The sequence below is a fragment of the Azospirillum brasilense genome (assembly GCF_007827815.1).
GTDB lineage: Bacteria > Pseudomonadota > Alphaproteobacteria > Azospirillales > Azospirillaceae > Azospirillum > Azospirillum brasilense_C.
This window is the reverse complement of sequence record NZ_VITH01000016.1, coordinates 30714-52646: the sequence shown is the minus strand read 5'-3', so window position 1 is coordinate 52646 and position 21933 is coordinate 30714. Positions and strand designations below refer to the sequence as shown.

Here is a 21933-nt window from a genome sequence, read left to right as displayed (position 1 = left end):
ATCGTCGCCATTCCGTTCACGGGCCAGGGCCTGACGTCATGATCAATCTCCGTTCTGCCGGTGCGCAGGTTCCCACGCGGCGAAACGGATGAGTTCCCCAAAGACGCCGAAGCCCGATTCGGGCGCTCTGGAACGCGCCATTGCCGACGGCCGCTGGGCCGAGGCCGAGCGGGAAGCCCGTGCCCTGTTGCGCGACGACCGGAGCCACATCAACGGCGCCACCGGGATGGCCCGCTGCGCCGTCGCCCGCGGCGACCTCGGCGAAGCCCTGCGCTGGGCCGAACGCAGCGCGCGCTTCGCGCCCAACGACATCGCGCTCAAGGCCTTTCTCGCCGCCCTTCTGGTCGCGGCGGACCGCTCCAGCGACGTCCCTCCCCTGCTGGAGGCGGTGGCCGAGCGGGCGCCCACGCCGACGGCGTCGATCGTGCTCGGCCAGGCCCTGGCCCGGCTCGACGCCATGGACCGCTTCATCCCGCTCGTCGAGCGGTTGCTGCAGCGTTTTCCCGTTGGCGTCGCGCCGCTGCTGGCCGACCTCGCCGACCACGCCGCGCGATCCGGTGCCGCCATGGGCTGGGCATCGGCCGACCTTGGCCTGCGCATCGTCGGGGCACTGCGCCCGGACCGGACGGGGGCGGGCAGCGTCCTGCGCATCGCTTCGGACCGGGGACCTTGCCTTGTGCTCGACGGCCCGTCCTTCCTGCAGCGCCATGGCCAGCCCGACCCGGCGGCCGGCCTCGTCCGCTTTTCCCTGCCCCTGGGGCCGGAGACCGAGGGCGAAACCCTGTCCGTCACGCTGGACGGCCGGCCCCTCCTCGGCGCACCGCTGCAGCCGCGCCGCTGCGCCGCCGTCGAGGGCAGCGCCGTGCTGGAGGACGCCCCGGACGGCACCACCCGGCTGTCCGGCTGGGCCTGGTGCCCGGGCGACCCGCCGCAGCGGGTGGCGGTGCAAGTCCGTGATTCCGCCGGCCACTCCATCACGCTGGCCACCGACCAGCCCATGGAGGCCGCTCACGCCTTCGGGATCGAGGACGGCGACTACGCCTTCACGCTCGATCTGAACGGCAGCGGCTTGGCCGTCGGCCCTCTGCGGGTGACCGCCGGGCCGGGGGAGGTTCCGCTCGCCGGCAGCCCTCTGCCCTGGCCGGGACCTGGCCGGCCGCCGTTCCGGCCGTCGCCGGTCGGCCCGATCCCGGCCCGTCCGCCGGGAGGCTCCTCGAGGGGACGGCCCGCCGACCCCGTGGTCGACGTCATCATCCCGGTCTACCGCGGCCGGGAGGAAACGCTGGCCTGCCTGCGGTCGGTTTTCGCCGCCGCGCGGGAGGACGGCACCCCGCACGAGGTCATCGTCGTCGACGACGCCGGCCCGGAGCCGGATCTTTCCCGCGACCTCGCGGCGCTTGCCGGCGAAGGGCGGATCACCCTGCTGCGCAACGAACGCAACCTCGGCTTCCCGGCAACGGTCAACCAGGGCCTGCGCCTTCATCCGGACCGCGACGTCGTCCTGCTGAACGCCGACACGCTGGTCGCCGGGGATTGGCTGGCCCGCCTGCGCGCCGCCGCCCACGCTTCGGACGACATCGGCACGGTCACGCCCCTGTCCAACGACGCGACCATCCTCAGCTATCCCTCCGGGAAGGACCGCCCGCCGCCGCCCTCCCCGGCCGGCGCGGCGCGGCTCGACCGGCAGGCCCGCGCGGTGAACGCCGGCCTCCGGGTCGAGCTGCCGACGGCCGTTGGGTTCTGCATGTACATCCGCCGCGACTGCCTGGCGGAGACCGGTCCCTTCGAGGAACTCCTGTTCGGACGCGGCTATGGCGAGGAGAACGATTTCTGCCTGCGCGCCCGCGGCTTGGGCTGGCGCCATCTGGGGGCAGCCGATGTCTTCGTGGCCCATGTCGGCGGCCGCTCCTTCGGCCGGCAGAAGACCATCCTGGCTGCGCGCAACGGCCGCCTGCTGGAACGGATGCACCCCGGCTACGATGCGCTGGTGCAGGCCTTCATCGCCGACGACCCGCTGCTGACGGCGCGGCGGCGCCTGGACCTCGCCCGCTGGGCCGCCGAGGAGCCGGAACCGCGCCCTCCGGCTGTCCTGCTGATCACGCTGTCCGGCCGCGGCGGCGTCGCCCGTTTCGTCGCCGAGCGTGTCGCGGCGTTGCGCGCGGAGGGCCGGCGGGTTCTGCGCCTGACCCCGGAAACCGGGGAGGACCCGGACGCGCCGCCTGACGATGAGGACGAGAACGACGAGGGGGCCATCCCGGCCGATCCCCCCGAACGGCGCTGCCGGATCGAAGTGGCGGACCGGCCCGAGCTGCGCGACTTGGTGTTCCGCACGCGCGGGGAGTTCGAGGACCTGGTGACGGTGCTGCGGCAGGCCGGGACGGTGGCGGTGGAGATCCATCACACGCTCGGCCATGATCCCGCCGTGCTCGGCCTCGCGGCCCGGCTCGGCGTGCCCTACGACATCACCGTCCACGACTACGGGCTGATCTGCCCACGCGTGAATCTGGTGGACGGGAACGGGCGCTACTGCGGCGAGCCCGATCTGGCCGCCTGCGAGCGCTGCACCGCCGATCCGGAGGCCCGCGCCGACCCGGACCTGACGGTGACCGCGCTGCGCCGGCGCACGAACGCCCTGGTCGCCGGGGCCCGCCGCGTGACGGCCCCGACGCGGGACGTCGCCCGGCGTCTGGCCCGCCACACCGCCCCGCGCGCCATCGACGTGCGCCCCTGGGAGTCCGTCGAGCCTCCCCGCCACCCCCGGCCGGCCCGCCCGCCGGGGGGGCGTTGGCGTGTCTGCACCATCGGCGCGATCGGCATCCAGAAGGGCTACGAGGTCCTGATCGCCTGCGCGCGGGACGCCGCGGCCCGCGACCTGCCGCTGGAGTTCGTGGTGGTCGGCTTCAGCGAGGAGGACCCACCGCTCTTCGAGACCGGGCGCATCGTCGTGACCGGGCGCTTCGCCGAAGAGGAGGCGGTCGCCCTGGTGCGGGCGCAGCAGGCCCATCTCGCCTTCCTGCCCTCCATCTCGCCGGAGACCTGGTGCTACGCGTTGTCCACCGCCTGGCGGGCCGGGCTGGAGGTGGCCGCCTTCGACCTGGGTGCGATCGGCGAGCGCATACGGCACGACGGCGGCGGCCATCTTCTGCCACCGGAACTCGCACCTGCGACAATCAACGACATGCTTCTGGGTATCCTTGACGCTCACACAGTGCATAGCGTAGCAATCGAAAGGCCTATTTCCTTCCAGCCTGATTACAGGCGTTCCGGTCCGCTGACGGATTCGGAAGCGCCGGTTCACCAGTTTTCAACCTTTCACGCCCGCGGGGGGTCGTCGATGATCGGTAGCGTTGCGTCCGCAGAAGCCACCCAGTCCAGCCAGATCAAGGCCACGGCGCAGACACTGCCCTTGGTGCCGGGCTTCTATTCCCTGATCGTCACGGGCGGCGGCGGCCCGTCGACCCCGGGTGAGCTTCCGCTGCCGAGCGTCCAGTTGGCCGTCGCCCCCAACGGCGCGGCCGGCACCGCCGTGGAGATGATCGGCAGCGTCCCGGGCAACTGGCTGACCAAGCCGGGCGATACCATCATCATCAAGGTCACGGGCGGGCCCGCCAATGTGATCCTCAGCTCCTACAAGCACATCGACCGCACGAACGCGCTTCTGTCGCTCCAGTTCGCCCGCATCGACGACGTTCCGGCCTCCTCCCAGCCGTCGGCCCCCGCCCCCGCGGCGGCGGCCCCGGTTGCTGCTCCGGTCGCCGCTCCGGCGCCGGTCGCCCGTCTCCCGCGCACCGAGATCCTGGCCCATGTCCAGCGCCAGGGCGACCTGCGTTTCGCGGATTCCAACTGGGCCGGCGCCATCGGGCAGCGGCTGTGGATCGAGGCCTTCTCGATCACCCCGGTCGAGGGCTTGGCGGCTGAGGACATCGAATACAAGGGCCTGACCGCCAACGGCTGGGAAACCCCCTGGATCACCGGCGGCGGCATGTGCGGCAGCCGCGGCCTCGGCACGCCGCTGATCGGCTTCTCGATCCGCCTGCGCGGCGCCGCGGCCGAGCGCTTCGACTGCGTCTATGAAGGCGCCTTCGTCAGCGGCTATCGCTCGCCGACGGGGCAGAACGGCAGCCCCTGCCGGTCCGACGCCATCGGCGACCCGCTGGAGGGCATCCTGCTGCGTCTGGTCGAGAAGCAGGGCGCCAACGCCCAGCCGCGCCCCTTCTGATCCGGAGCGGTTCCAGTCTGATGCTCCATCCGGAGTTTCCTGACACCCCGCCGCCGGCGACGGCCGCGCCCAGGACCGTGCTCAACGTCGGTTGCGGTCCGCGGGCCATCACCATCGTCGGCACCGTCTTTCCGGCGGAGGGGTGGCGGGAACTGCGGCTCGACATCAACCCGAAGGCCGACCCGGACATCGTCGCGTCGATGACCGACATGCCGGCGGTCCCGGACGGGTCGGTCGACGCCGTCTGGTCGTCGCACAATCTGGAGCATCTCGATCCCCACGAGGTGCCCCTGGCTCTGCGGGAATTGCTGCGCGTGCTGAGGCCGGGCGGCTGCCTTCTGCTGGCCGTGCCGGACCTTCAGGCGGTCGCCCGGCGGGTCGCCGAGGACCGCATCGACGAGCCGCTCTACCAGTCCGGGGTCGGGCCGGTCTTCCCGCTCGACGTCGTCTACGGCTTCGGACCGGCGCTCGCCGCCGGCGACCGTTTCATGGCCCACCGCACCGGCTTCACGCCGCGCACGCTGGAAAAGGCGTTGCTGGACACCGGCTTCGGGCCCGTCATCATCTGGCGCCTGGACGAGGCCTACGAACTGCGGGTCCGGGCGTACCGGCCGCCGGCACCGGCGAACGCGCTGGACGGCGCCATGTGGGACTTCCCGATGGCCTGACGGGCCGTGGGGCGACATGACGTGCAACGTGACTCGGCCCGCGACGGGCCCTCTGCGGAATCGGCGACGCGCAATGAATTATCTCTTCGTCCACCAGAACTTTCCGGGCCAGTACCAGCACATCGTCCAGCATCTGGCGGCGCAGCCCGGCAACCGCGTGGTCTTCATCTCGCATGACAGCCCCATGCAGATCCCCGGGGTGGAGCGCGCGATCTACCAGCCCTTCCGCGCCGCGCGGCCGTCGACCCACCACTATCTCCAGGAGCTGGAGCAGGCGGTCGTCTACGGGCAGGGCGTCTACGAGGTCTGCCGGCGCCTGCAGGCCGAGGGCTTCCGTCCCGACATCATGATCGGCCACAACGGCTGGGGCGAGACGCTGTACATGAAGGACGTCTGGCCGGACGTGCCGCTGCTCGCCTATTTCGAGTTCTTCTACCACTTGGCCGGGGCCGACATCGGCTTCGACCCGTCGCTGCCGGTCAGCCTGAACGACGGCCCGCGGGTGCGCACCAAGAACGCGATCAACACGCTGGGCTTCGACGCCGCCGACTGGGGCCACACCCCGACCGGCTGGCAGTGGTCGCTCTACCCCGACTACATGCGGTCCCGCATCAGCGTGATCCACGAGGGCGTCGACACCAGCATCGTGCGGCCGGAGCCGGACGCCTGGCTGCGACTGCCCTCGGGCCTGACGCTGACGCGCAAGGACGAGGTGGTCACCTACGTCGCCCGCAACCTGGAGCCCTACCGCGGCTTCCATGTCTTCATGCGCGCCCTGCCGGACATCCTCAAGCGGCGCCCCAAGGCCCATGTGCTGATCGTCGGCGGCGACGAGGTCAGCTACGGCCATGCGGCTCCCGGCGGGCGGAGCTACCGCGATATCCTGCTCGACGAGGTCGGGGCCGGCATCGACCGGGAGCGGGTGCATTTCCTCGGCAAGGTGCCCTACCCCAGCTTCCTGACCATCCTGCGGATCTCCTCGGCCCACGTCTACCTCACCTACCCCTTCGTCCTGTCCTGGTCCTTCCTGGAAGCCATGGCGGCCGGCTGTCTGGTCATCGGCTCCTCCACCATCCCGGTCGAGGAGGTGCTGCGCGACCGGCAGAACGGGCTGCTGGTGGACTTCTTCGACGGCGCCGGACTGGCCGAGCGCATCGACGAGGTGTTCGAGCATCCCGACCGGATGCAGGCGCTGCGCGACCGGGCGCGGCGGACCGCGGTGGAGCATTACGACCTGCGCACCGTCACCCTGCCCCGCTTCCTCGCCCTGACCGACGACCTGATCGCCGGCCGGACCCCGTCCCAGGGAGCGCCTTCGACCGGAAGACTTCCCGAAAGGACCCCGGCATGAGCGGCTGGAGCGACGGCTACAACGCCGACATCGCCTACACCCACGGCGCTTACCGCGAGCTGGCCCCCGGCTACCTCTCCTACGTCTGCCTGCTGAACGGCATCCGGCCGCCGCGCACCGACCGGCCCTTCCGTTACTGCGAACTGGGCTGCGGCCAGGGGATGACCCTGAACATCCTGGCCGCGACCCATCCGCAGGGCCGCTTCACCGGCATCGACTTCAACCCGCTGCACATCGCGGGCGCCCGCCGGCTGGCCGAGGAGGCGGAGCTTACCAACGTCGCCTTCCACGAGCGCAGCTTCCAGCAAATCGTCGCCGACGGGCTGCCGGGCGATGAGGCCGGGGCCAAGGGCGGCGAGGGATTCGATTTCATCGCCCTGCACGGCGTCTACAGCTGGATCAGCCCGGAGAACCGCCAGGCGGTGGTGGACATCCTGGAGCGCATGCTGAAGCCGGGGGGACTGGTCTATCTCAGCTACAACAGCCAGCCGGGCTGGGCGCCGCTGATGCCCCTGCAGAAGCTGATCCTGGCGCACGCAACGGCCAATCCGGGACGCAGCGACCACCAGTTCGACGCGGCGCTGGGCTTCCTCAACCGGCTGAACGAGGCGGGGGCCGGCTATTTCGCGGTGAACAGCGCGGCCGGGCAGCATCTCGGCATGATGGCGGGGCAGGACCGCCGTTATCTCAGCCACGAGTATCTGAACGCTTACTGGGAGCCGCTGGGCCATGCCCAGGTGGCCAAGGATTTGGCCCGCGCCAAGCTCGGCTACGCCGGTTCGGCGACCATCCCGCAGAATTTCGACGACCTCGCGGTGCGCGCGGAACTGCGCGCCATCCTGGCGGAGATCACCGATCCGACCCTGGCCCAGACGGTGCGCGACTTCGCGGTGAACCAAGTGTTCCGCCGCGACGTCTTTGTGCGCGGCCCGGAATCGATGCCGGCGGCGGAGACGGAGGCGGCGTTGCGGCGCCTGCGCTTCACCCTGCTGGTCCCACGCGAGAGCGCCAGCTTGGCGATCCCGGTGCCGCTGGGCGAGCTGCGCCACGACCCGTCGCTCGGCCTGCCGATCCTTGACGCGCTCGCCGCCGGCACGCCGAGCTTGGGCGAAATCGCCGCGATGCCCGAAATGGCCCGGCACGATTTCGGCACGCTGTCGCGTTTCCTGGCGCTGCTGGTGTCCTCCAACCAGGCGCATCCCCTGGTGGACGCGCCGGAGGAGGGCCGCGCGTCGGCCGGCCGGCTGAACCGGGCGGTGGCCCGACGCATGGGGCTGGATGAGTCGCTGTTCCATCTGGCCGCGCCGGTCGTCGGACAGGGCCTGGGGGCGGACTCGCTGGAGCGCCTCGTCCTGGCCGGCCTGCTGACCGGTCCGCGGGACGGCCAGCCGCTGGACATCCAGGCGCTTGGCGGCTTCGTGGCCGGGGCGCTGGAAGGTTTCGGGCGGTCCGTGCTGGCCGAGGACGGCAGTCCGGTCACCGGCCGCGACGCCATGCGGGAGCGGCTCGCCGTGGTGCTGCCCGACCTGCTGAACCAGAAACTGCCGGCGTGGCGGCGCACCGGAATTCTGTGAGCCTCCTTCGCGATCCGGCCGATCCGTCGGGGAGGGCCGCCACGCGGCCGCCCGCGAAGGAGGGCGGAATAACAGCGGGATGGCGCCGCCGGGCGCCCCCATCGTATGGTGCGGGACGAAGGACCCGCCCTCTCGACGTTTCCAGGAAGCTCTGATGACCAACCCCGCCGACCGCGTCCGCGACGCCTTTCTCGAGACATCCCGCAACTTCGTCGCCTTCGCCGAGCAGGCGGACGCCATCGCGGCCGCGGCCACCGTGATGATCGACGGCCTGCGGGCGGGCGGCAAGGTGCTGTTCTGCGGCAACGGCGGTTCGGCGGCCGACTCCCAGCATCTGGCGGCGGAACTCACCGGGCGCTACCTGCGCGACCGGCCGCCGCTGGCGGCGGTGGCGCTGACGGTCGACACCTCGGCCCTGACGGCCATCGCCAACGACTATTCCTATGACGAGGTCTTCGCGCGGCAGGTGCGCGGGCTCGGCCGGGCGGGCGACGTGCTCGTCGGCATCTCGACCAGCGGCAACAGCCGCAACGTGGTCGCCGCCCTGGAGGCGGCGCGCGCCCTGGGCATGCGCACCGTCGGCCTGACCGGCGCCGGCGGCGGTCGGATGAAGGAGCTGTGCGACGTCTGCCTGTGCGTTCCCTCCTCCGACACCCCGCGCATCCAGGAAATGCACATCGCCGCCGGCCACATGCTGTGCGAGCTGGTCGAGAACGCCTTCGTCTGACGCGGGACCGGCCGCGCCCACCGTTCGGAGGCGGGCGCAAGGCCTGATCGGCCCAGCTTTCCAATCCCCGCTTTCCAGTTGGCCCGTTTCCGGCCGATCGGCGTTCTGTTCGATCGGATGAGGGGACGACGCTCCGGGCGCGACCGGAGCGCCGCCTTCAAGCGCCTCTCACCCGATCCGCTGTCCCGTTTGCGTCCCCCGGCACGGCCGGTTGTGCCTCCGGACAACCCGGCGCACACCGATGGTTTCCGCGATCCGGCGGAGCTACATCCTCGCATCGCAGCGACACGCAAAAGAAACAAGGCGGCGCCCCTTAATACTCCCCCTGCGGCGGCGAGTACTTACGGGTAGCCGTTCAATGGAGTAATTGTTCGCTCGAATTCACTCCTGAAATGAAGATCCATCCGCTGCGCGCGGTCCTTCTTCATTTCAGGGTATTGGGTGATGAGCGCAATTGATTACGCGTATCCCGTATCCGGGATTAACGCGAGCGGCAACATCGCGATCGATTCCTTGTTGTGGGGTTACAAATGGGGGGCGGACAGCACGCCCGGCACAGGCGTTTCCCTGACCTATTCCTTCGGCGTGGCCGGTCTCTCCACCTACCGTGACGGTTACGCGACGCCCGACCCATCCAGCGCCTGGACCCTGTCCGGCACGGCCGAGGCGGCGATCCGCCAAGCGATCGGCAGCTGGAGCGCGGTGGCGAACATCACCTGCACGGAGGTCGCCGACACGGCCACCGCCTGCGGCGATCTTCGCATCGGCGGCAGCGCGTCGCCCGCAGTCGCCTACACGATCATGACCATGGCCGATCTGCCCGAAGGGGGAGACATCTGGTTCGGCACCAGCTTCGCCGACCCCTCCCTGTCCTGGAGCGGCGGCTCCTACGCCTACCTCACCGCCATGCACGAGGTCGGCCACGCGCTGGGCCTGAAGCACACGCACGAGGACGGCGGGGCCGGCTTTCCCGCGGCCCCCACCGCCATCGACAGCCAGCTCTACAGCGTGATGAGCTACAAGTCCTTCGTCGGGGCGTCGCCGACGATGGGGTACTGGCAGGACCGCTTCGCCACCACGCCGATGATCGGCGACATCCAGGCGATCCAGTACCTGTACGGCGCCAACATGGCGACCAACGCCGGCGACACCGTCTATTCCTGGGAGCCGGGTCAGGCGATCTACGAAACCATCTGGGACGGCGGCGGCAACGACACCATCAGCTGGGCCAACCAGACGACCGACGCGCGGATCGACCTGCGCCCCGGCCATTACAGCGACCTGGGCCCGGCCTGGTCGTCGGGTTTCCTGCTGGAGAAGCGGACCCTCGGCATCGCCTACGACTGCTGGATCGAAAACGCGACCGGCGGATCGGGCAACGACCTCCTGATCGGCAACGAGCGCGACAACCTTCTGGTCGGCGGCGCCGGCAACGACACGCTGATCGGCGGCGGCGGCAACGACACGCTGGACGGCGGCGAGGGGATCGACACCGCCCTGTTCGAGAAGCCGCCGGAGGCCTACAGCATCCTGCACACCGGCGACGGCGAGGTGACGGTGACCAGCTCCCAGGGCACGACCACCCTGCGCAGCATCGAGCGGCTGTCCTTCGGCGACATGACCCTGGCCCTCAACCCCGACGCCCAGGCCGGGACCGTGCCCACCACCTTCTACGCGGTGGCCGACAGCGCAACCGGGAACCGCATCCTTCAGGAGGCCTCATCCTACTCCGGCCCCCTGAACTCCCTGCAGTGGCAATGGATCGGCAGCGCCGCCGACGAGGCCATCGCCGGCAGCGCCGGCAACGACTTCATCAACGGCCTGGGCGGCGACGACGCCATCGACGGCGGGGCCGGCGACGATGTGCTGGACGGCGGCACGGGATCGAACTTCCTGACCGGCGGGGCGGGGCGGGACACCTTCTTCGTCGACGCCCGCGCGGGCGAACCGGTCTGGTCCACCGTGACGGACCTGGAGGCCGGCGAGTCCGTGACCGTCTGGGGGTGGCAGGACGGCCGGTCGACCATGTCCTGGGCGGAGATGAACGGCGCCGACGGCTACAAGGGCGCCACCGCCCAGATCGACATCGACGGCGACGGGCGCATCGACGCCAGCCTGACGCTGACCGGCAAGGCGGTCGGGGCGGTCGCGGCCATGTCCGGCACCGTGCAGGGCAACGGCTATCTCGCGCTCTGGCTGAACGGGTAACGCCGGTCAGCGGGCAGGCGGGGGGCGAAAGGCGGGCGGATGATCGTGATCCGCCCGCGCCGGAATCGGGAGCCAGAATCGGCCGCTGGCGGCGGGCACCGGCGATTGAAGAAATTTCCGGCGACACACGGCGTGGCGTTCAGGCGCGTTGCCCAGGGCGGGTGCCCCCGCTACTCTCCGGCTGGCATCTCTTCCCCGCCGCACCAGCCAGGACGTCCGCCGCCCGTGTCCAACGCCGCCATCTACTTCCACCCCGAAGGCTACGAGACCGCAAGGGCGGACCTGAAGGGCCGCCACGTCGCCGGGGAGTCCTTCCTCATCGGCTTCTTCCGGCATTCGGGGCTGGACGGCTTCGCCTGCCACATCGACCGGCCGGAGCTGGCCCACCTGTTCACCGATCTCGCCGCCCGCCACGCCCCGGGACGCCGCGTGACGCTCTACCCCACATCGGAGCCGTCGAAGCTCGCCAACGTGGGGTGCCTGTTCGTGCCGGGGCCGGGGATCGACCACTACGCCTGGCGCCGGCGCTCCCGCGACCAGCGCGGCTACAGCCTGTGCGGCATCACCCACACCACGTCGGAATCCCCGGAGCATCTGGGCGCCCTGGCGACCGCGCCGCTGCAGTCCTGGGATGCGGTGATCTGCACCTCCCAGGCGGCACGCGCCTCCGTGGAGGCCGTCCTGCGCCCCTACGCGGCCTATCTGCGCGACCGGCTGGGCGCCGCCGAGGTGCCGATGCCGAACCTGCCGGTGGTCCCGCTGGGCGTGGACACCGCCGCCTTCCGCTTCGACCCGTCGGTGCGCGCGGCGGAGCGCGCGGCGCTCGGCATCGGCCCCGGCGAGGTGGCGGTGCTGTTCATGGGCCGCCTGAGCTTCCACGCCAAGGCGCACCCGGTGCCCATGTATCTGGCGCTGGAACAGGCCGCCCGCCTCACGGGCAAGCGGATCCACCTGATCCAGGCCGGCTGGTTCGGCAACGACGCCATCGCCGCTGCCTTCGCCGAGGGAGCCAAGCGCTACTGCCCCAGCGTCAACGCGATCTTCCTGGACGGCCGCAAGCCGGAGGTGCGCACCCGCGTCTGGGCCGCGGCCGACCTGTTCACCTCGCTGGTGGACAACATCCAGGAAACCTTCGGCATCACCCCGGTGGAGGCGATGGCCGCCGGACTGCCCTGCGTGGTCACCGACTGGAACGGCTACCGCGAGACGGTGCGTGACGGCGTGGACGGCTTCCGCGTGCCGACCATCCTGCCGCCGCCGGGCGCCGGCGTCGATCTGGCCGACCGCTACGCCGCCGGACTGGACAATTACGACCACTACATCGGCCGCGCCTCGCAGATCAGCGCCGTGGACGTGCACGCGGCCGCCGAGGCCTACACGCGGCTGGTTGCGGACGAGGGCCTGCGCCTCCGGATGGGCGAGGCCGGACGCGCCCGCGCCGTCGCCCTGTTCGACTGGCGGGCGATCATCCCGCAGTATCTGGACGTCTGGCGCCAGCTGGCCGACATCCGCCGCAACGCGCCGGAGCGCGCGCCGCGCGCCTCCGGGGAGGACGGCAACCCGCTGCGCCCCGATCCGCTGCGCATGTTCCAGAGCTACCCGACGCGCGCGCTGGAACCGGGGCTGCGGCTGGTGCGCACCGATGGCGCCTCGCGGGCGGCCATCGGCAACGCCTTGGCGGTGCTGCAGGCTGACCCGCTGAACTCCCCGGCGCGCGGCATCCTGTCCCCGGCGGCCGACCTTGTCCTGGCGCTGGACGCCCTGGACCCGCCGGGCCGGACGGTCGGTGAGCTTACCGCCCTGGTTCCGCCGGAGCGCCAGTTGCTTCTGGTGCGCAGCCTTGTCCATCTGATGAAGTTCGGTCTTCTGCGCACGGTCGAGCCGCTCGCCGTGCGGGAACTCTGAGGGCCGGACGGAACCGGCCGGGTGCCCGGGGGCAACGCCATGACCATCGGGCCCGAAGGCTGTCTCGATCGTGTCGGCCACGACGTGGCCGGCTGGGTCTGGCTGCCGGCGGAGCCGGCCCGCCGGTTGCGCGTGGAGATCCTGTTCGATGATCCCCCCACGCGGATCGGGGTGCTGGCCGACCGGCACCGCCCCGACCTGGAGGGCGCCGGCAAGGGGGACGGGCGCCATGGCTTCGCCGTGCCGCTGCCCGACGCCCTGATCGGACGGGAACCCGCGGTCGATGTGCGCCTGCCGGACTTTCCCGGCGCTCGACTGCGGGGCACCCCGCGGCGGGCCATCCTCACGCTCGGCTTCGTCACGCTGCGGGCCATTCGCCCAGTGGGCACCGATCCGGAGCGCTTGTGCGGCTTCCTGGCCGGCATGGTCCGGCTGAATGGGGGATGCGCCGACACCGCCGTTCCAGGCGTGGCGGACCTTCGGTCCTGGCTGGCCGGCGGGGCCGACCGGTGCTGGCTGATTGCGGAACGGGGGGGCCGCATCGTCGGGCATTGCCGGATCGGCCCGGGCTGGCCCGCCCAGGCGAACACGGGAGCCCTCACCCTCGGCATCGAGCTGCACCCGGACGTGCGCGGCTTCGGCCTCGGCCGGCAGCTCATGCTGGCCGCGCACCGCTGGGCCGCCGGACGGTGCGCGCGCCTGGAGCTGGCCGCCTTGCCGCACAACGCCCACGCCCTCGCGCTCTATCGCGGCTTGGGCTACGTCGACCTGGGTCCGGCGGCCCTGCCCGAAACCGGGGAGATACACCGCCGCATGGCCATCGGGCTGGCCGCACCTCGCGGACCCGCCTGGGACGCGGGGCGGGCGATCATCCTGGTCGGCTGAGCCGGCCGCGGGAGCGTCACCCCTCGCCGGCGGCGCGGAGCTGGCCGGGGGGCTGATCGTCGAGGGTATCGCCGATCGGGTCGTCGCCGCCGGACGGGTCGGTGGCGGGCAGCCGCTGCAGCAGCAGCTTGGCCCGCTCATCGCCAAGGGTCGCCGCGCGCTCCAGCCAACCGCGGGCGCGGGCAAAATCCTTCCGCTCGCTCCAATGGCCGTGCAACTCGCCGAGCGCCGTCATGGCCGACGGTTCCTTCTGCTCGGCGGCGGCGGTCAACCAGCGGAGCGCCTCGTCGATGTCGCGCTCCATCCCCAGCCCCTGCATGCAGAAGCGGCCGAGGTTGATCATCGCGCCGACATGGCCCTGTTCGGCAGCCTTGCGCGACCAGAAGGCGGCGCGGGCGTAGTCCTGGGGCACCCCGTCCCCGGCGGCGAGCATGGTGCCAAGCCGGAACTGCGCCAGCACGCTCCCCTGCTCGGCCGCCCGCTCGTACCAGGTCAGGGCGCCCGCCGGGTCGCGCGGCACGCCGAGACCGAGGCTGTGCAGCGTGCCGATGTTGTAGACCGCGTCGCTGTTGCCCTGCTCGGCCGCCCGGCGGAACCAGTCGAGCGCCCGGTCGTAGTCGCGGGTCACCCCGCGCCCTTCGGCGTACAGCGCGCCGATGCGCAGCTGGGCCTGCGGGTCGCCCTGGCCGGCGGCGCGCTCCAGCCAGCGGACCGCCTCCATCTCGTCGCGCGGCACGCCGGACCCGGCGAAATACATCTGCGCGATGATCTTCTGCGCCTCCCGGTGCCCCATCTCCGCCGCCGCCCGGTACCAGGTCGCGGCGTCGAACAGGTTGGGCTGCATCCCCGCCCCCCGGCTGTTCAGGTGGCCGAGTTGCAGCATCGCCTCGGTGTCGCCCTGAACCGCCGCCTTTCGCAGCCAGGTCTCGGCCGTGTGCGGATCGGCCGCAACGCCGATTCCCCGCGCGTACATCAGGCCGAGCGCCCGCTGCGCGGCGGCGGCGCCGGCTTCGGCGGCGCGGCGGAACCAGACGGCGGCGGCCTCGTGATCCTGCGCCACCCCCACGCCGGCGGCGTACTGGGTGCCGAGATAGTACCAGGCCATCACGTTCTTCTGCTCGGCCGCCTTGCGGAACCACTGGTGGGCGGCCTCGGGGTCGGATGTCCCCCCATAGCCCCCGGCCAGCAGGGTCCCGAGCCCGAGTTGGGCCGCCGGGTTGCCCCGCTCCGCGGCGATGCGGTACCAGCGTTCGGCCTCGGCGTAATCGGGCGCGATGCCGAAGCCCGAGGCGTGCATGTAGCCGAGCATGGCCTGCGCACCGACGACGCCCTGCTCGGCGGCGGCGCGCGCCCAACGCAGCGCCTCCTTGTAGTCCTGCTCGATCTTCAGGCCCTTGGGGAAGAGGACCGACAGGGCCTCGTCGGTCGGCGTGATCCCCTTCGGCGCGTCGCAGCCGTAGTAGTAGATTTCGGCCAGCCGCGCCTGGGCATCGCCATGACCGTTCTCGGCCGCCTGCCGGTACCAGCCGACCGCATCGACGGCATTGCGCACCACGCCTTTGCCGAGATCGTACAGGCGACCGATCTGGTGCTGGGCGCCGGCATGGCCGGCACGGGCCGCCGGCAGCCAGGATTCCAGGGCCGCCTTGTGGTCTTCCCGTTCGAGCGCCTTCAGGCCCTGGGCGTAGTCGTCGTCCGGCGAAGCGGCGCCGAACAGCCGCCCGGCGGCCTTGATAAGCTTGCGCATCGGCCTCTCAACCCTTTCCTTCCGTACCGATCACCGGCCGTCGGCTTGCGCCGGCCGGTGCCGGTGCCTTCGGGCCTCGCTTTACGGCTCGCGCATGCCTTCGGCACGGCTCTTCAAGGCCCCTTCGACAAGATAGGCAATGATGGTCCTTTCACCGACCACAATGTCCGCCGTCAGCGGCATGCCGGGAACCAGCCGGAAATCGGCGGGCACATCGCGCAGCGTCACGTCGGTCAGCTCGATCCGGGCGCGGAAGAAGGGACGCGGCGCCTGGGACTGATCCTCGCGCTTGGTGAAGGAGTCCTCGCTGATCGTCTTGACCACGCCCTTGGCCATCCCGTGCTCGACGTAGCGGTAGGCATCGAGCTTGACCTGCACCGGGTCGCCCGGCTTGATGAACCCCTGGTCGAGACCGGCGATCTCGGCCTCCACCTCCAGCTTCGCGTTCAGCGGCACCAGAGTGTAGATCGGTTGGGCCTGCTCCACCACCGATCCGACGGAGTACTTCCCGACCTCCAGCACCACGGCGTCGTCCACCGCGCGCAGCTCGACGAGATCGCGGCGCTTCTGGGCCTTGGCCAGTTCCTCGCGGACGCGCTCAAGGTCGACCTGACGGGTCGACAGGTCGGTCAGCAGGGTGCTGCGCCACTGCTGGATGTAGACCTCGCGCTCGGCGCGCAGAGCCTCCAGATCGTGACCGGCGGTGCGGATGGTGTTTTCGCTGTTGCTGAGGTTGCGTTCCGTTTCCACCCGCGTGTCGCTGGCGATCAGGGAGTTGAGGCGGCTGCCGGTCTGATTCTTCTCCAGGGTCCGACGCATCGTCTCGATTTCGCCGACGATCCTCAGGCGCGAGCGGAAATGCTCGGCGTCCGTCTGGTTGTTCTTGATCGTCGCCTGCAGGGTGGCCATGCGCTGGTCGAAGTTGGCCAGCTTGGCCGTGTACTCCGCTTGGCGGAAGCGCCAGATGGATTCCTGCAGGGCCATGTCCGGGTCGTCGGCGGCCGCCGCGAAGACCGCGTTCTTGGCTTCCGCGTTCAGCCGGGCGATCTCGGCCGCCAGCTTGGACGCCTGCCGCTCCAACTGGGCGACGTCGGCCGACGAGAAGGTCGGATCGAGCGTGGCGAGCACCTGCCCGCGCTGCACGGTCTGCCCGACGCGCACGTTGAGGTTCCGGATGATCGAGGTTTCCAGAGGCTGGACGACGATGGTCGGGGCCTGGGACACGACACGCCCCTGGGCACTGACCACGCGGTCGAGCTTCATCACCGACGCCATCACGACCAGCGCGACCAGCATGCCGGTGAAGGACCAGAGGACCAGCCGGGCGCCATTCGGCTCCGGCTGACCGGTGATCTCCGCGACCTCACCCTGGAAATCGTTGATCGCCTGCTCGGCGAAGCGGTCAGCTGTTTGCGGCCGACGTAAGAGGAGCGCGGTCATGAGTGCTTCCCGGGGAAAGGTGGCGGTTCTGCTGGAACCAGAGGTGCCGGTAGACGTCGCAGCGCTGGAGGAGCTCGTCGTGCTTGCCCATGTCGTAGAGCTTGCCGCGCTCCATCACGATGATCTGGTCGCAGTTCACCAGCGAGGCGAGACGGTGGGAGATGACGATCATCGTCCGGTCCTGGGCGATGCGCGTCAGGTTGTTGTTGATGATCGCCTCGCTGTCGGGGTCGAGCGCGCTGGTCGCCTCATCGAGGATCAGGACGCTCGGATCGACCAGCAGCGCGCGGGCGATGGCGATGCGCTGCTTCTGGCCGCCCGACAGGTTGGCCGAGCCTTCCTCGATCATCGTCTCATACCCGCGCGGCAGGCGCTCGATGAACTCCTCCGCGCCGGCGAGACGGGCGGCCCGCATCACCTCCTCAAGCGAGGCGCTGCGGTTGGCCGCCATGATGTTCTCGCGGATCGTGCCGCTGAACAGGAAGTTGTCCTGCAGCACGACGCCGAGGTTGGAGCGCAGGTGGCTGAGGTCGATCTCGCGCAGATCCACGCCGTCGACCTTGATCAGGCCCTCGTAGTTCTGATGCAGGCCCTGCAGCAGGCGCGTGACCGTGGTCTTGCCCGAGCCGGACCGCCCCATGATGCCGATGACCTGGCCGGCCTTGATGGCGAAGCTGGTGTTGTCGAGCGCCGGGTTCTGCGACCCCGGATAGCGGAAGCGCACATCGGAGAAGGAGATCTCGCCCTTGATCACCGGGCGCACGCCCTGGCGGCCCAGACCCTGCTCCTGCGCCTGGTTCACGACCGACGACACCTGGCCGACGGCGCCACGCGCCTCCTGGAACTGCTGCATCAGGCTGGCCATCTGCACGAAGGGCTGGGTCGCGCGGCTGGCGATCATGCTGAAGGCGACCAGCGAACCGCCGTAGACGATCGCCCCCTCGCCGATGGCGAGGTAGGCGCCGATCGCCAGCGTTCCGGCGTAGATCGATTTCTCGAGAGGCTGCAGGATGGTCTGCGGCTGGTTGGACAGCATCTGCATGGCCGTGTTGGCGCGCACCGCCTCGGCGACGCGGACCTCCCAATCGAGCCGCTTGCGGCCTTCCAGGGCCAGCGACTTCACGGTGCGCATGCCATGCAGCACCTCGATCATGAAGGAACCCTTGCGGTGCTCGGCCTGGATGACCTTGCCGTAGGCGCGGGCCAGCGGACCGATGTAGACCACCACCACCAGGCACATGATGAGCGCGATGCCCAGCACGATGAAGGCGAGCGGCGGGCTCAGTATGAACATCGCGGGGATCAGCACGATCAGCGTCATGGAATCAAGGAGCGTCCCGAACAGCTGGCCGGTCAGGAAGCTGCGGATGCGCCAGACCTCGTTGAGCTGGTGGGAGACGACGCCGGTCGGCGTCCGCTCGAAGAAGTCGATCGGCAGACCGATCATCCGGTCGAAGATGTAGGTGCTGATGCGGGCGTCCACCTTGGCCGTCCCAATCGCCACCAAGCGGCGGCGCAGGTAGCCGAAGAGGGTGTCGAACACCAGGATGACCCCGATGACCACCACGAGCAGGGTCAGCGTGGACATGCGCTGATGGACGAGCACGCGGTCCAGGATGACCATGAAGATCAGCGGCGGCCCCAGGGCGAACAGGCTGAGAACCAGGGCGGCGATGGCCACGTCGCCAAAGATCCGCTTTTCACGCAGGATCTGCCCGATCAGCCAGCCGAAGCCGAACGGCTGCTCCTCGTCGCTCATGCGGTAGCGGCGCTTGACGAAGATGACGTCGCCGTCCCAGACGGAGGCGAGGCGGAGTTCGTCGACCGCGACACAGGCTTGGTCGGGGCTCAGCGGGTCCTGCAGCATCACCGCCGGGGTGTCGCCATCCTTGCGGAAGGAGACCAGCACCATCGTGCTTCCGTCGCGCAGACGGAGCAGCAACGGGAGGGCCTTGCCCAGACGGGACAAATGCTTCCAGCGGAGCTTGGCGGCACGGGCGGTGAGCCCGTTGCCCTCGGCGATCTTCACCAGGAGTCCGGGGGACGGTTCTCCAGACTCGATCCCGTTGTCACGCCTCAACTGCTCCACCGAAAGATGGAGGCCGTGATGACGCGCAACGATGGCAAGCGCATGGAGGCTGGTGGTCCGCTGGGCCTCTGCAGAGGCTTTTTGCGGATCGGTGGCGGTCTTGCTCTGCATCGGGCCCCTGTGTTCCAGTCGCTCTTCCGGTGGCTTCCCAATGGCGCGACTGTACTTTACTACCTTCATCGGACACAAGCGCCACACTGGTAAGCCTCAATTTGGGCGAGCTTTAATTGGCCACTGGAGCGTTCGTGTCGGTTGTGATGTATTTGGGGGTGCCCAAAAGAGCACAGGCCATCCCGGTTTCATCGCGCGATGGCTGCGACGTTGCACCGCAGCGGACCGAGGGCGGGCGTGGCCGCCCTCAGCGGCCTTCCAGGGTCGGGACGGCCAGCCCGCGCAGGGTTCCGGAGCGCAGTTGATCCACATACCAGCGGTAGGTCCTTGCGAACCCCTCGCGCAGCGGCGTGGGCGCGGCCCACCCCATGGCGGCGAGCCGGCCGCTGTCCATGATCTTGCGCGGCGCCCCGTTCGGCTTGGACGGGTCGAAGCGGAAGCGGCCCCGATAGCCGATCACCTCGGCCAGCAGTTCGGCCAGCCCGCGGATGGAGACCTCATGGCCCGAACCGAGGTTGACTTGCGGCTCGCCCGAATAGTTCTTGGCGAGGAAGACCAGCCCGTCGGCCAGATCCTCGACGAACAGGAATTCGCGCAGCGGGCTGCCGTCCCCCCACAGCACGACGCTGTCCGCCCCCTCCTCCTTCGCCTGGTGAATCCGCACCATCAGGGCGGCGGCGACGTGCCCCTGCGCGACGTCGAAATTGTCGCCGTAGCCATAGAGGTTGGTCGGCATCGCCGCGATGAAGTCGCAGCCGTACTGCCGGCGGTAGGCCTGGCACATCTTGATGCCGGCGATCTTGGCGATCGCGTACCACTCGTTGGTCGGCTCCAGCGGACCCGTGAGCAGCGCCTCCTCGCGCATCGGCTGCGGCGCCAGCCGCGGGTAGATGCAGGAGGAGCCCAGGAACACCAGCTTGCGCACCCCGACCGTCCAGGCGGCGTGGATGACGTTGGTTTCGATCGCCAGGTTCTCGTAGATGAACTCGGCCGGCCGGCTGTTGTTGGCGTGGATGCCGCCGACCAGGGCGGCGGCGAGGAACACCACGTCCGGCCGCGCTTCGGCCATCCAGTCCTCGACCTCCGCCTGCCGGCGCAGGTCGACGCTCCCGCGGCCCGCCGTGAGGATCTCGCACGGTTCCCGTTCGAGCCGCCGGACGATCGCCGAGCCGGCCATGCCGCGGTGCCCCGCGACCCAGACCCGCTTGCCCTCCAAAGAGAACGGCGCGTCCACGGTCATGCCCCTGCTCCCGTGGCGGTGGCCGCCGCGACGTGGGCGTGATACTCCGCCAGCACCTCGTCGACCGGCCCGAAGCGCTGGACGCTCCCCCGCTCCAGCCACAGCACCTTGTTGCACAGCCGCTTCAGCACCTCCTCGACATGGGAGGCGACGACCATGATGCTGGACCGGCTCACGAATCCCTCGGCGCGGCGCTGCGCCTTCTCCAGGAACTTCGTGTCGCTGACGGCGAGCCATTCGTCCATCAGCAGGATCTCCGGATCGACCGAGGTCGCCGCGGCGAAGGCGAGGCGGAGCGTCATGCCCGCCGAATAGGTGCGGACCGGCAGGTTGAGATAGTCGCCCAGCTCGGTGAAGGCGGCGATATCGTCCATCTTCCGCTCCACCTCCTCGGCATCGATGCCGAAATAGGCCGCCCGCATCCGGATGTTGTCGTAGCCCGACGCGTCCATGTCGAGGCCGAGGCCGAGGTCGAACAGCGGCGTCACGCGCCCTTCGACGCGAATCCGCCCAGCCGTCGGCTCGTAGACGCCGGCAAGCACGCGCAGCAGCGTCGTCTTGCCGGCGCCGTTCCCGCCGATCAGCCCGACGCGGTCGCCGTGCTCCAGGGTCAGCGAAAAGTTGCTCAGCGCCTTCACGGTGATGCGGTGATGGGCGTCATGCTTCAGGACGCCGCTGGTGGAGGAGCGCAGCAGGGTCTTCTTCAGGGAGCGCGCGCTTCCCTGGTAGAGGACGAAATCGACCGAGACGTCGTTGAGGTGGATCGCAGCCATCAGAGCCAGTAGGCGATGCGTTTGCGGAAACGAGCGAAGGCGGCGAAGGTCAGGGCCCAGCCGGCCACGGCGAACAGCAGGCCGAACGCCCAGTTCTCCCAGTGCGGAAGGTGGCCGAGCAGCGGCGCCCGAATGGCCTCGATCAAATGGTAGAAGGGGTTGAGCACCATCAGATAGCGCCGGTCACCCAGCAGCTCCGGCTTCCACATGACCGGCGTCACGAAGAACAGGAGCTGGATCACGCTGGCGACGATGGGCGGCACGTCGCGGAAGCGCGTGCAGATCATGCCGCACAGCAGCATGATCCAGCCGGCGTTGACCAGCAGGAGCCCGAGCCCCGCGAAAGCCAGCAGAATGCCCCCGAGCCCCGGCCAGATCCCGAAGACCACCGCCACCCCTGCGAAGATGACGATGTTGTGGGCGTAGATGATCAGGTTCCGCCACAGCACGCGCAGGATGTGCAGCGACATCGGGATGCGCACGTTCTTGATCAGTGGCTCCAGGTCGATGAAGCTCGTGCAGCCTTCGTTCAGGAAGGCCGCAATGAAGGTCCAGGTGGCCAGGCCGATGGCAAGGAAGGGCAGGTAGTTTTCCAGGTCGAGCCGGAAGAGCGTCCCGTAGATCAGGCCGAGGCTGGCCACCATGACCGCCATGCTGAGCGTCAGCCAGAAGGGGCCGAGGACCGAGCGGCGATAGCGCTTGCGGATGTCGTGCCAGCCGAGCTTGCTCCACAGCCGCCAACGCCGGCCACCCTCCAGCAGGTCTTCCCAGGCCCTCTCCGACTGGCTGCGGTCGCCGGAATCGTAGACACCCGTGCGTTGCTTGCGAAGCCGCAGGCAGATCATGCTTTCACTCGTCATTGCGGGCGCCTTGGGTGCAAGCCGCGACCGTACACCGGGCCCGCCACGGCGAGGAGACTTTGGACAACACCACGCGAACTCCGGAACGAAACAAACCGAACGGCAGCCTGTATACTCCCTTCGTCAGTGGCTTCAC

General features: G+C 70.0%; 14 protein-coding genes. 8 read left to right on the top strand and 6 right to left on the bottom strand.

Annotated elements, in window-relative coordinates; translation table 11 throughout:
* The first annotated feature begins 88 nt into the window (after positions 1–88).
* The 8 genes from FBZ83_RS25900 (at position 89) to FBZ83_RS25865 (ending at position 13537) form a co-directional block, all read left to right on the top strand.
* On the top strand, positions 89–4219 hold the full coding sequence (locus FBZ83_RS25900) for a glycosyltransferase (RefSeq protein ID WP_145689652.1): 4131 nt from the start codon (positions 89–91) through the stop codon (positions 4217–4219).
* 20 nt (positions 4220–4239) lie between these two features.
* Positions 4240–4887, top strand: a complete 648-nt coding sequence (locus FBZ83_RS25895) for a class I SAM-dependent methyltransferase (RefSeq protein ID WP_145689650.1) — start codon at positions 4240–4242, stop codon at positions 4885–4887.
* A gap of 73 nt (positions 4888–4960) precedes the next feature.
* Positions 4961–6238, top strand: a complete 1278-nt coding sequence (locus FBZ83_RS25890) for a glycosyltransferase family 4 protein (protein ID WP_145689648.1) — start codon at positions 4961–4963, stop codon at positions 6236–6238.
* Positions 6235–7812, top strand: coding sequence for a class I SAM-dependent methyltransferase (locus tag FBZ83_RS25885; RefSeq protein WP_145689647.1), 1578 nt, complete (start codon positions 6235–6237; stop codon positions 7810–7812). The genes FBZ83_RS25890 and FBZ83_RS25885 overlap by 4 nt, the downstream gene beginning before the upstream one ends.
* Positions 7813–7966: 154 nt before the next feature.
* Positions 7967–8539, top strand: coding sequence for a D-sedoheptulose 7-phosphate isomerase (gene gmhA / locus FBZ83_RS25880; protein ID WP_145689645.1), 573 nt, complete (start codon positions 7967–7969; stop codon positions 8537–8539).
* Between the two features lie 513 nt (positions 8540–9052).
* The gene (locus tag FBZ83_RS25875; protein WP_145689643.1) at positions 9053–10747 is read left to right on the top strand and encodes a M10 family metallopeptidase; all 1695 of its coding nucleotides are present in this window, start codon (positions 9053–9055) and stop codon (positions 10745–10747) included.
* Between the two features lie 225 nt (positions 10748–10972).
* A complete protein-coding gene (locus FBZ83_RS25870; protein ID WP_145689640.1) occupies positions 10973–12652 on the top strand; it encodes a glycosyltransferase family 4 protein in 1680 nt (559 codons plus the stop codon).
* Positions 12653–12691: 39 nt separating this feature from the next.
* Complete coding sequence (locus tag FBZ83_RS25865) at positions 12692–13537, top strand: GNAT family N-acetyltransferase (protein WP_145689638.1); 846 nt, start codon at positions 12692–12694, stop codon at positions 13535–13537.
* A 16-nt stretch (positions 13538–13553) separates the two neighbouring features.
* On the opposite strand, the gene FBZ83_RS25860 is transcribed toward FBZ83_RS25865, so the two are convergent.
* The 6 genes from FBZ83_RS25860 to FBZ83_RS25835 all read right to left on the bottom strand — a co-directional run bounded on the left by FBZ83_RS25860 (position 13554) and on the right by FBZ83_RS25835 (position 21797).
* On the bottom strand, positions 13554–15284 hold the full coding sequence (locus tag FBZ83_RS25860; RefSeq protein ID WP_145689637.1) for a tetratricopeptide repeat protein: 1731 nt from the start codon (positions 15282–15284) through the stop codon (positions 13554–13556).
* An 81-nt stretch (positions 15285–15365) separates the two neighbouring features.
* The gene (locus FBZ83_RS25855) at positions 15366–16724 is read right to left on the bottom strand and encodes an HlyD family type I secretion periplasmic adaptor subunit (RefSeq protein ID WP_145689635.1); all 1359 of its coding nucleotides are present in this window, start codon (positions 16722–16724) and stop codon (positions 15366–15368) included.
* Complete coding sequence (locus FBZ83_RS25850; RefSeq protein ID WP_145689633.1) at positions 16687–18924, bottom strand: peptidase domain-containing ABC transporter; 2238 nt, start codon at positions 18922–18924, stop codon at positions 16687–16689. The genes FBZ83_RS25855 and FBZ83_RS25850 overlap by 38 nt, the downstream gene beginning before the upstream one ends.
* A 247-nt stretch (positions 18925–19171) precedes the next feature.
* Positions 19172–20164, bottom strand: coding sequence for a GDP-L-fucose synthase family protein (locus FBZ83_RS25845; protein ID WP_145689631.1), 993 nt, complete (start codon positions 20162–20164; stop codon positions 19172–19174).
* Positions 20161–20937: an ABC transporter ATP-binding protein gene (locus FBZ83_RS25840; RefSeq protein WP_145689629.1), complete on the bottom strand. Its 777-nt coding sequence runs from the start codon at positions 20935–20937 to the stop codon at positions 20161–20163. The genes FBZ83_RS25845 and FBZ83_RS25840 overlap by 4 nt, the downstream gene beginning before the upstream one ends.
* Positions 20937–21797, bottom strand: coding sequence for an ABC transporter permease (locus tag FBZ83_RS25835; RefSeq protein ID WP_247888475.1), 861 nt, complete (start codon positions 21795–21797; stop codon positions 20937–20939). Before FBZ83_RS25835 ends, FBZ83_RS25840 begins: the two co-directional genes overlap by 1 nt.
* Positions 21798–21933: the final 136 nt, after the last annotated feature.

Coding starts and splice junctions, on each gene's coding strand:
- FBZ83_RS25885 (WP_145689647.1), top strand. CDS start 6,235: ATGAGCGGCTGGAGCGACGGCTACAACGCCGACATCGCCTACACCCAC.
- FBZ83_RS25865 (WP_145689638.1), top strand. CDS start 12,692: ATGACCATCGGGCCCGAAGGCTGTCTCGATCGTGTCGGCCACGACGTG.
- FBZ83_RS25900 (WP_145689652.1), top strand. CDS start 89: ATGAGTTCCCCAAAGACGCCGAAGCCCGATTCGGGCGCTCTGGAACGC.
- FBZ83_RS25895 (WP_145689650.1), top strand. CDS start 4,240: ATGCTCCATCCGGAGTTTCCTGACACCCCGCCGCCGGCGACGGCCGCG.
- FBZ83_RS25860 (WP_145689637.1), bottom strand. CDS start 15,284: ATGCGCAAGCTTATCAAGGCCGCCGGGCGGCTGTTCGGCGCCGCTTCG.
- FBZ83_RS25850 (WP_145689633.1), bottom strand. CDS start 18,924: ATGCAGAGCAAGACCGCCACCGATCCGCAAAAAGCCTCTGCAGAGGCC.
- FBZ83_RS25890 (WP_145689648.1), top strand. CDS start 4,961: ATGAATTATCTCTTCGTCCACCAGAACTTTCCGGGCCAGTACCAGCAC.
- FBZ83_RS25855 (WP_145689635.1), bottom strand. CDS start 16,724: ATGACCGCGCTCCTCTTACGTCGGCCGCAAACAGCTGACCGCTTCGCC.
- gmhA (WP_145689645.1), top strand. CDS start 7,967: ATGACCAACCCCGCCGACCGCGTCCGCGACGCCTTTCTCGAGACATCC.
- FBZ83_RS25840 (WP_145689629.1), bottom strand. CDS start 20,937: ATGGCTGCGATCCACCTCAACGACGTCTCGGTCGATTTCGTCCTCTAC.
- FBZ83_RS25835 (WP_247888475.1), bottom strand. CDS start 21,797: ATGACGAGTGAAAGCATGATCTGCCTGCGGCTTCGCAAGCAACGCACG.
- FBZ83_RS25845 (WP_145689631.1), bottom strand. CDS start 20,164: ATGACCGTGGACGCGCCGTTCTCTTTGGAGGGCAAGCGGGTCTGGGTC.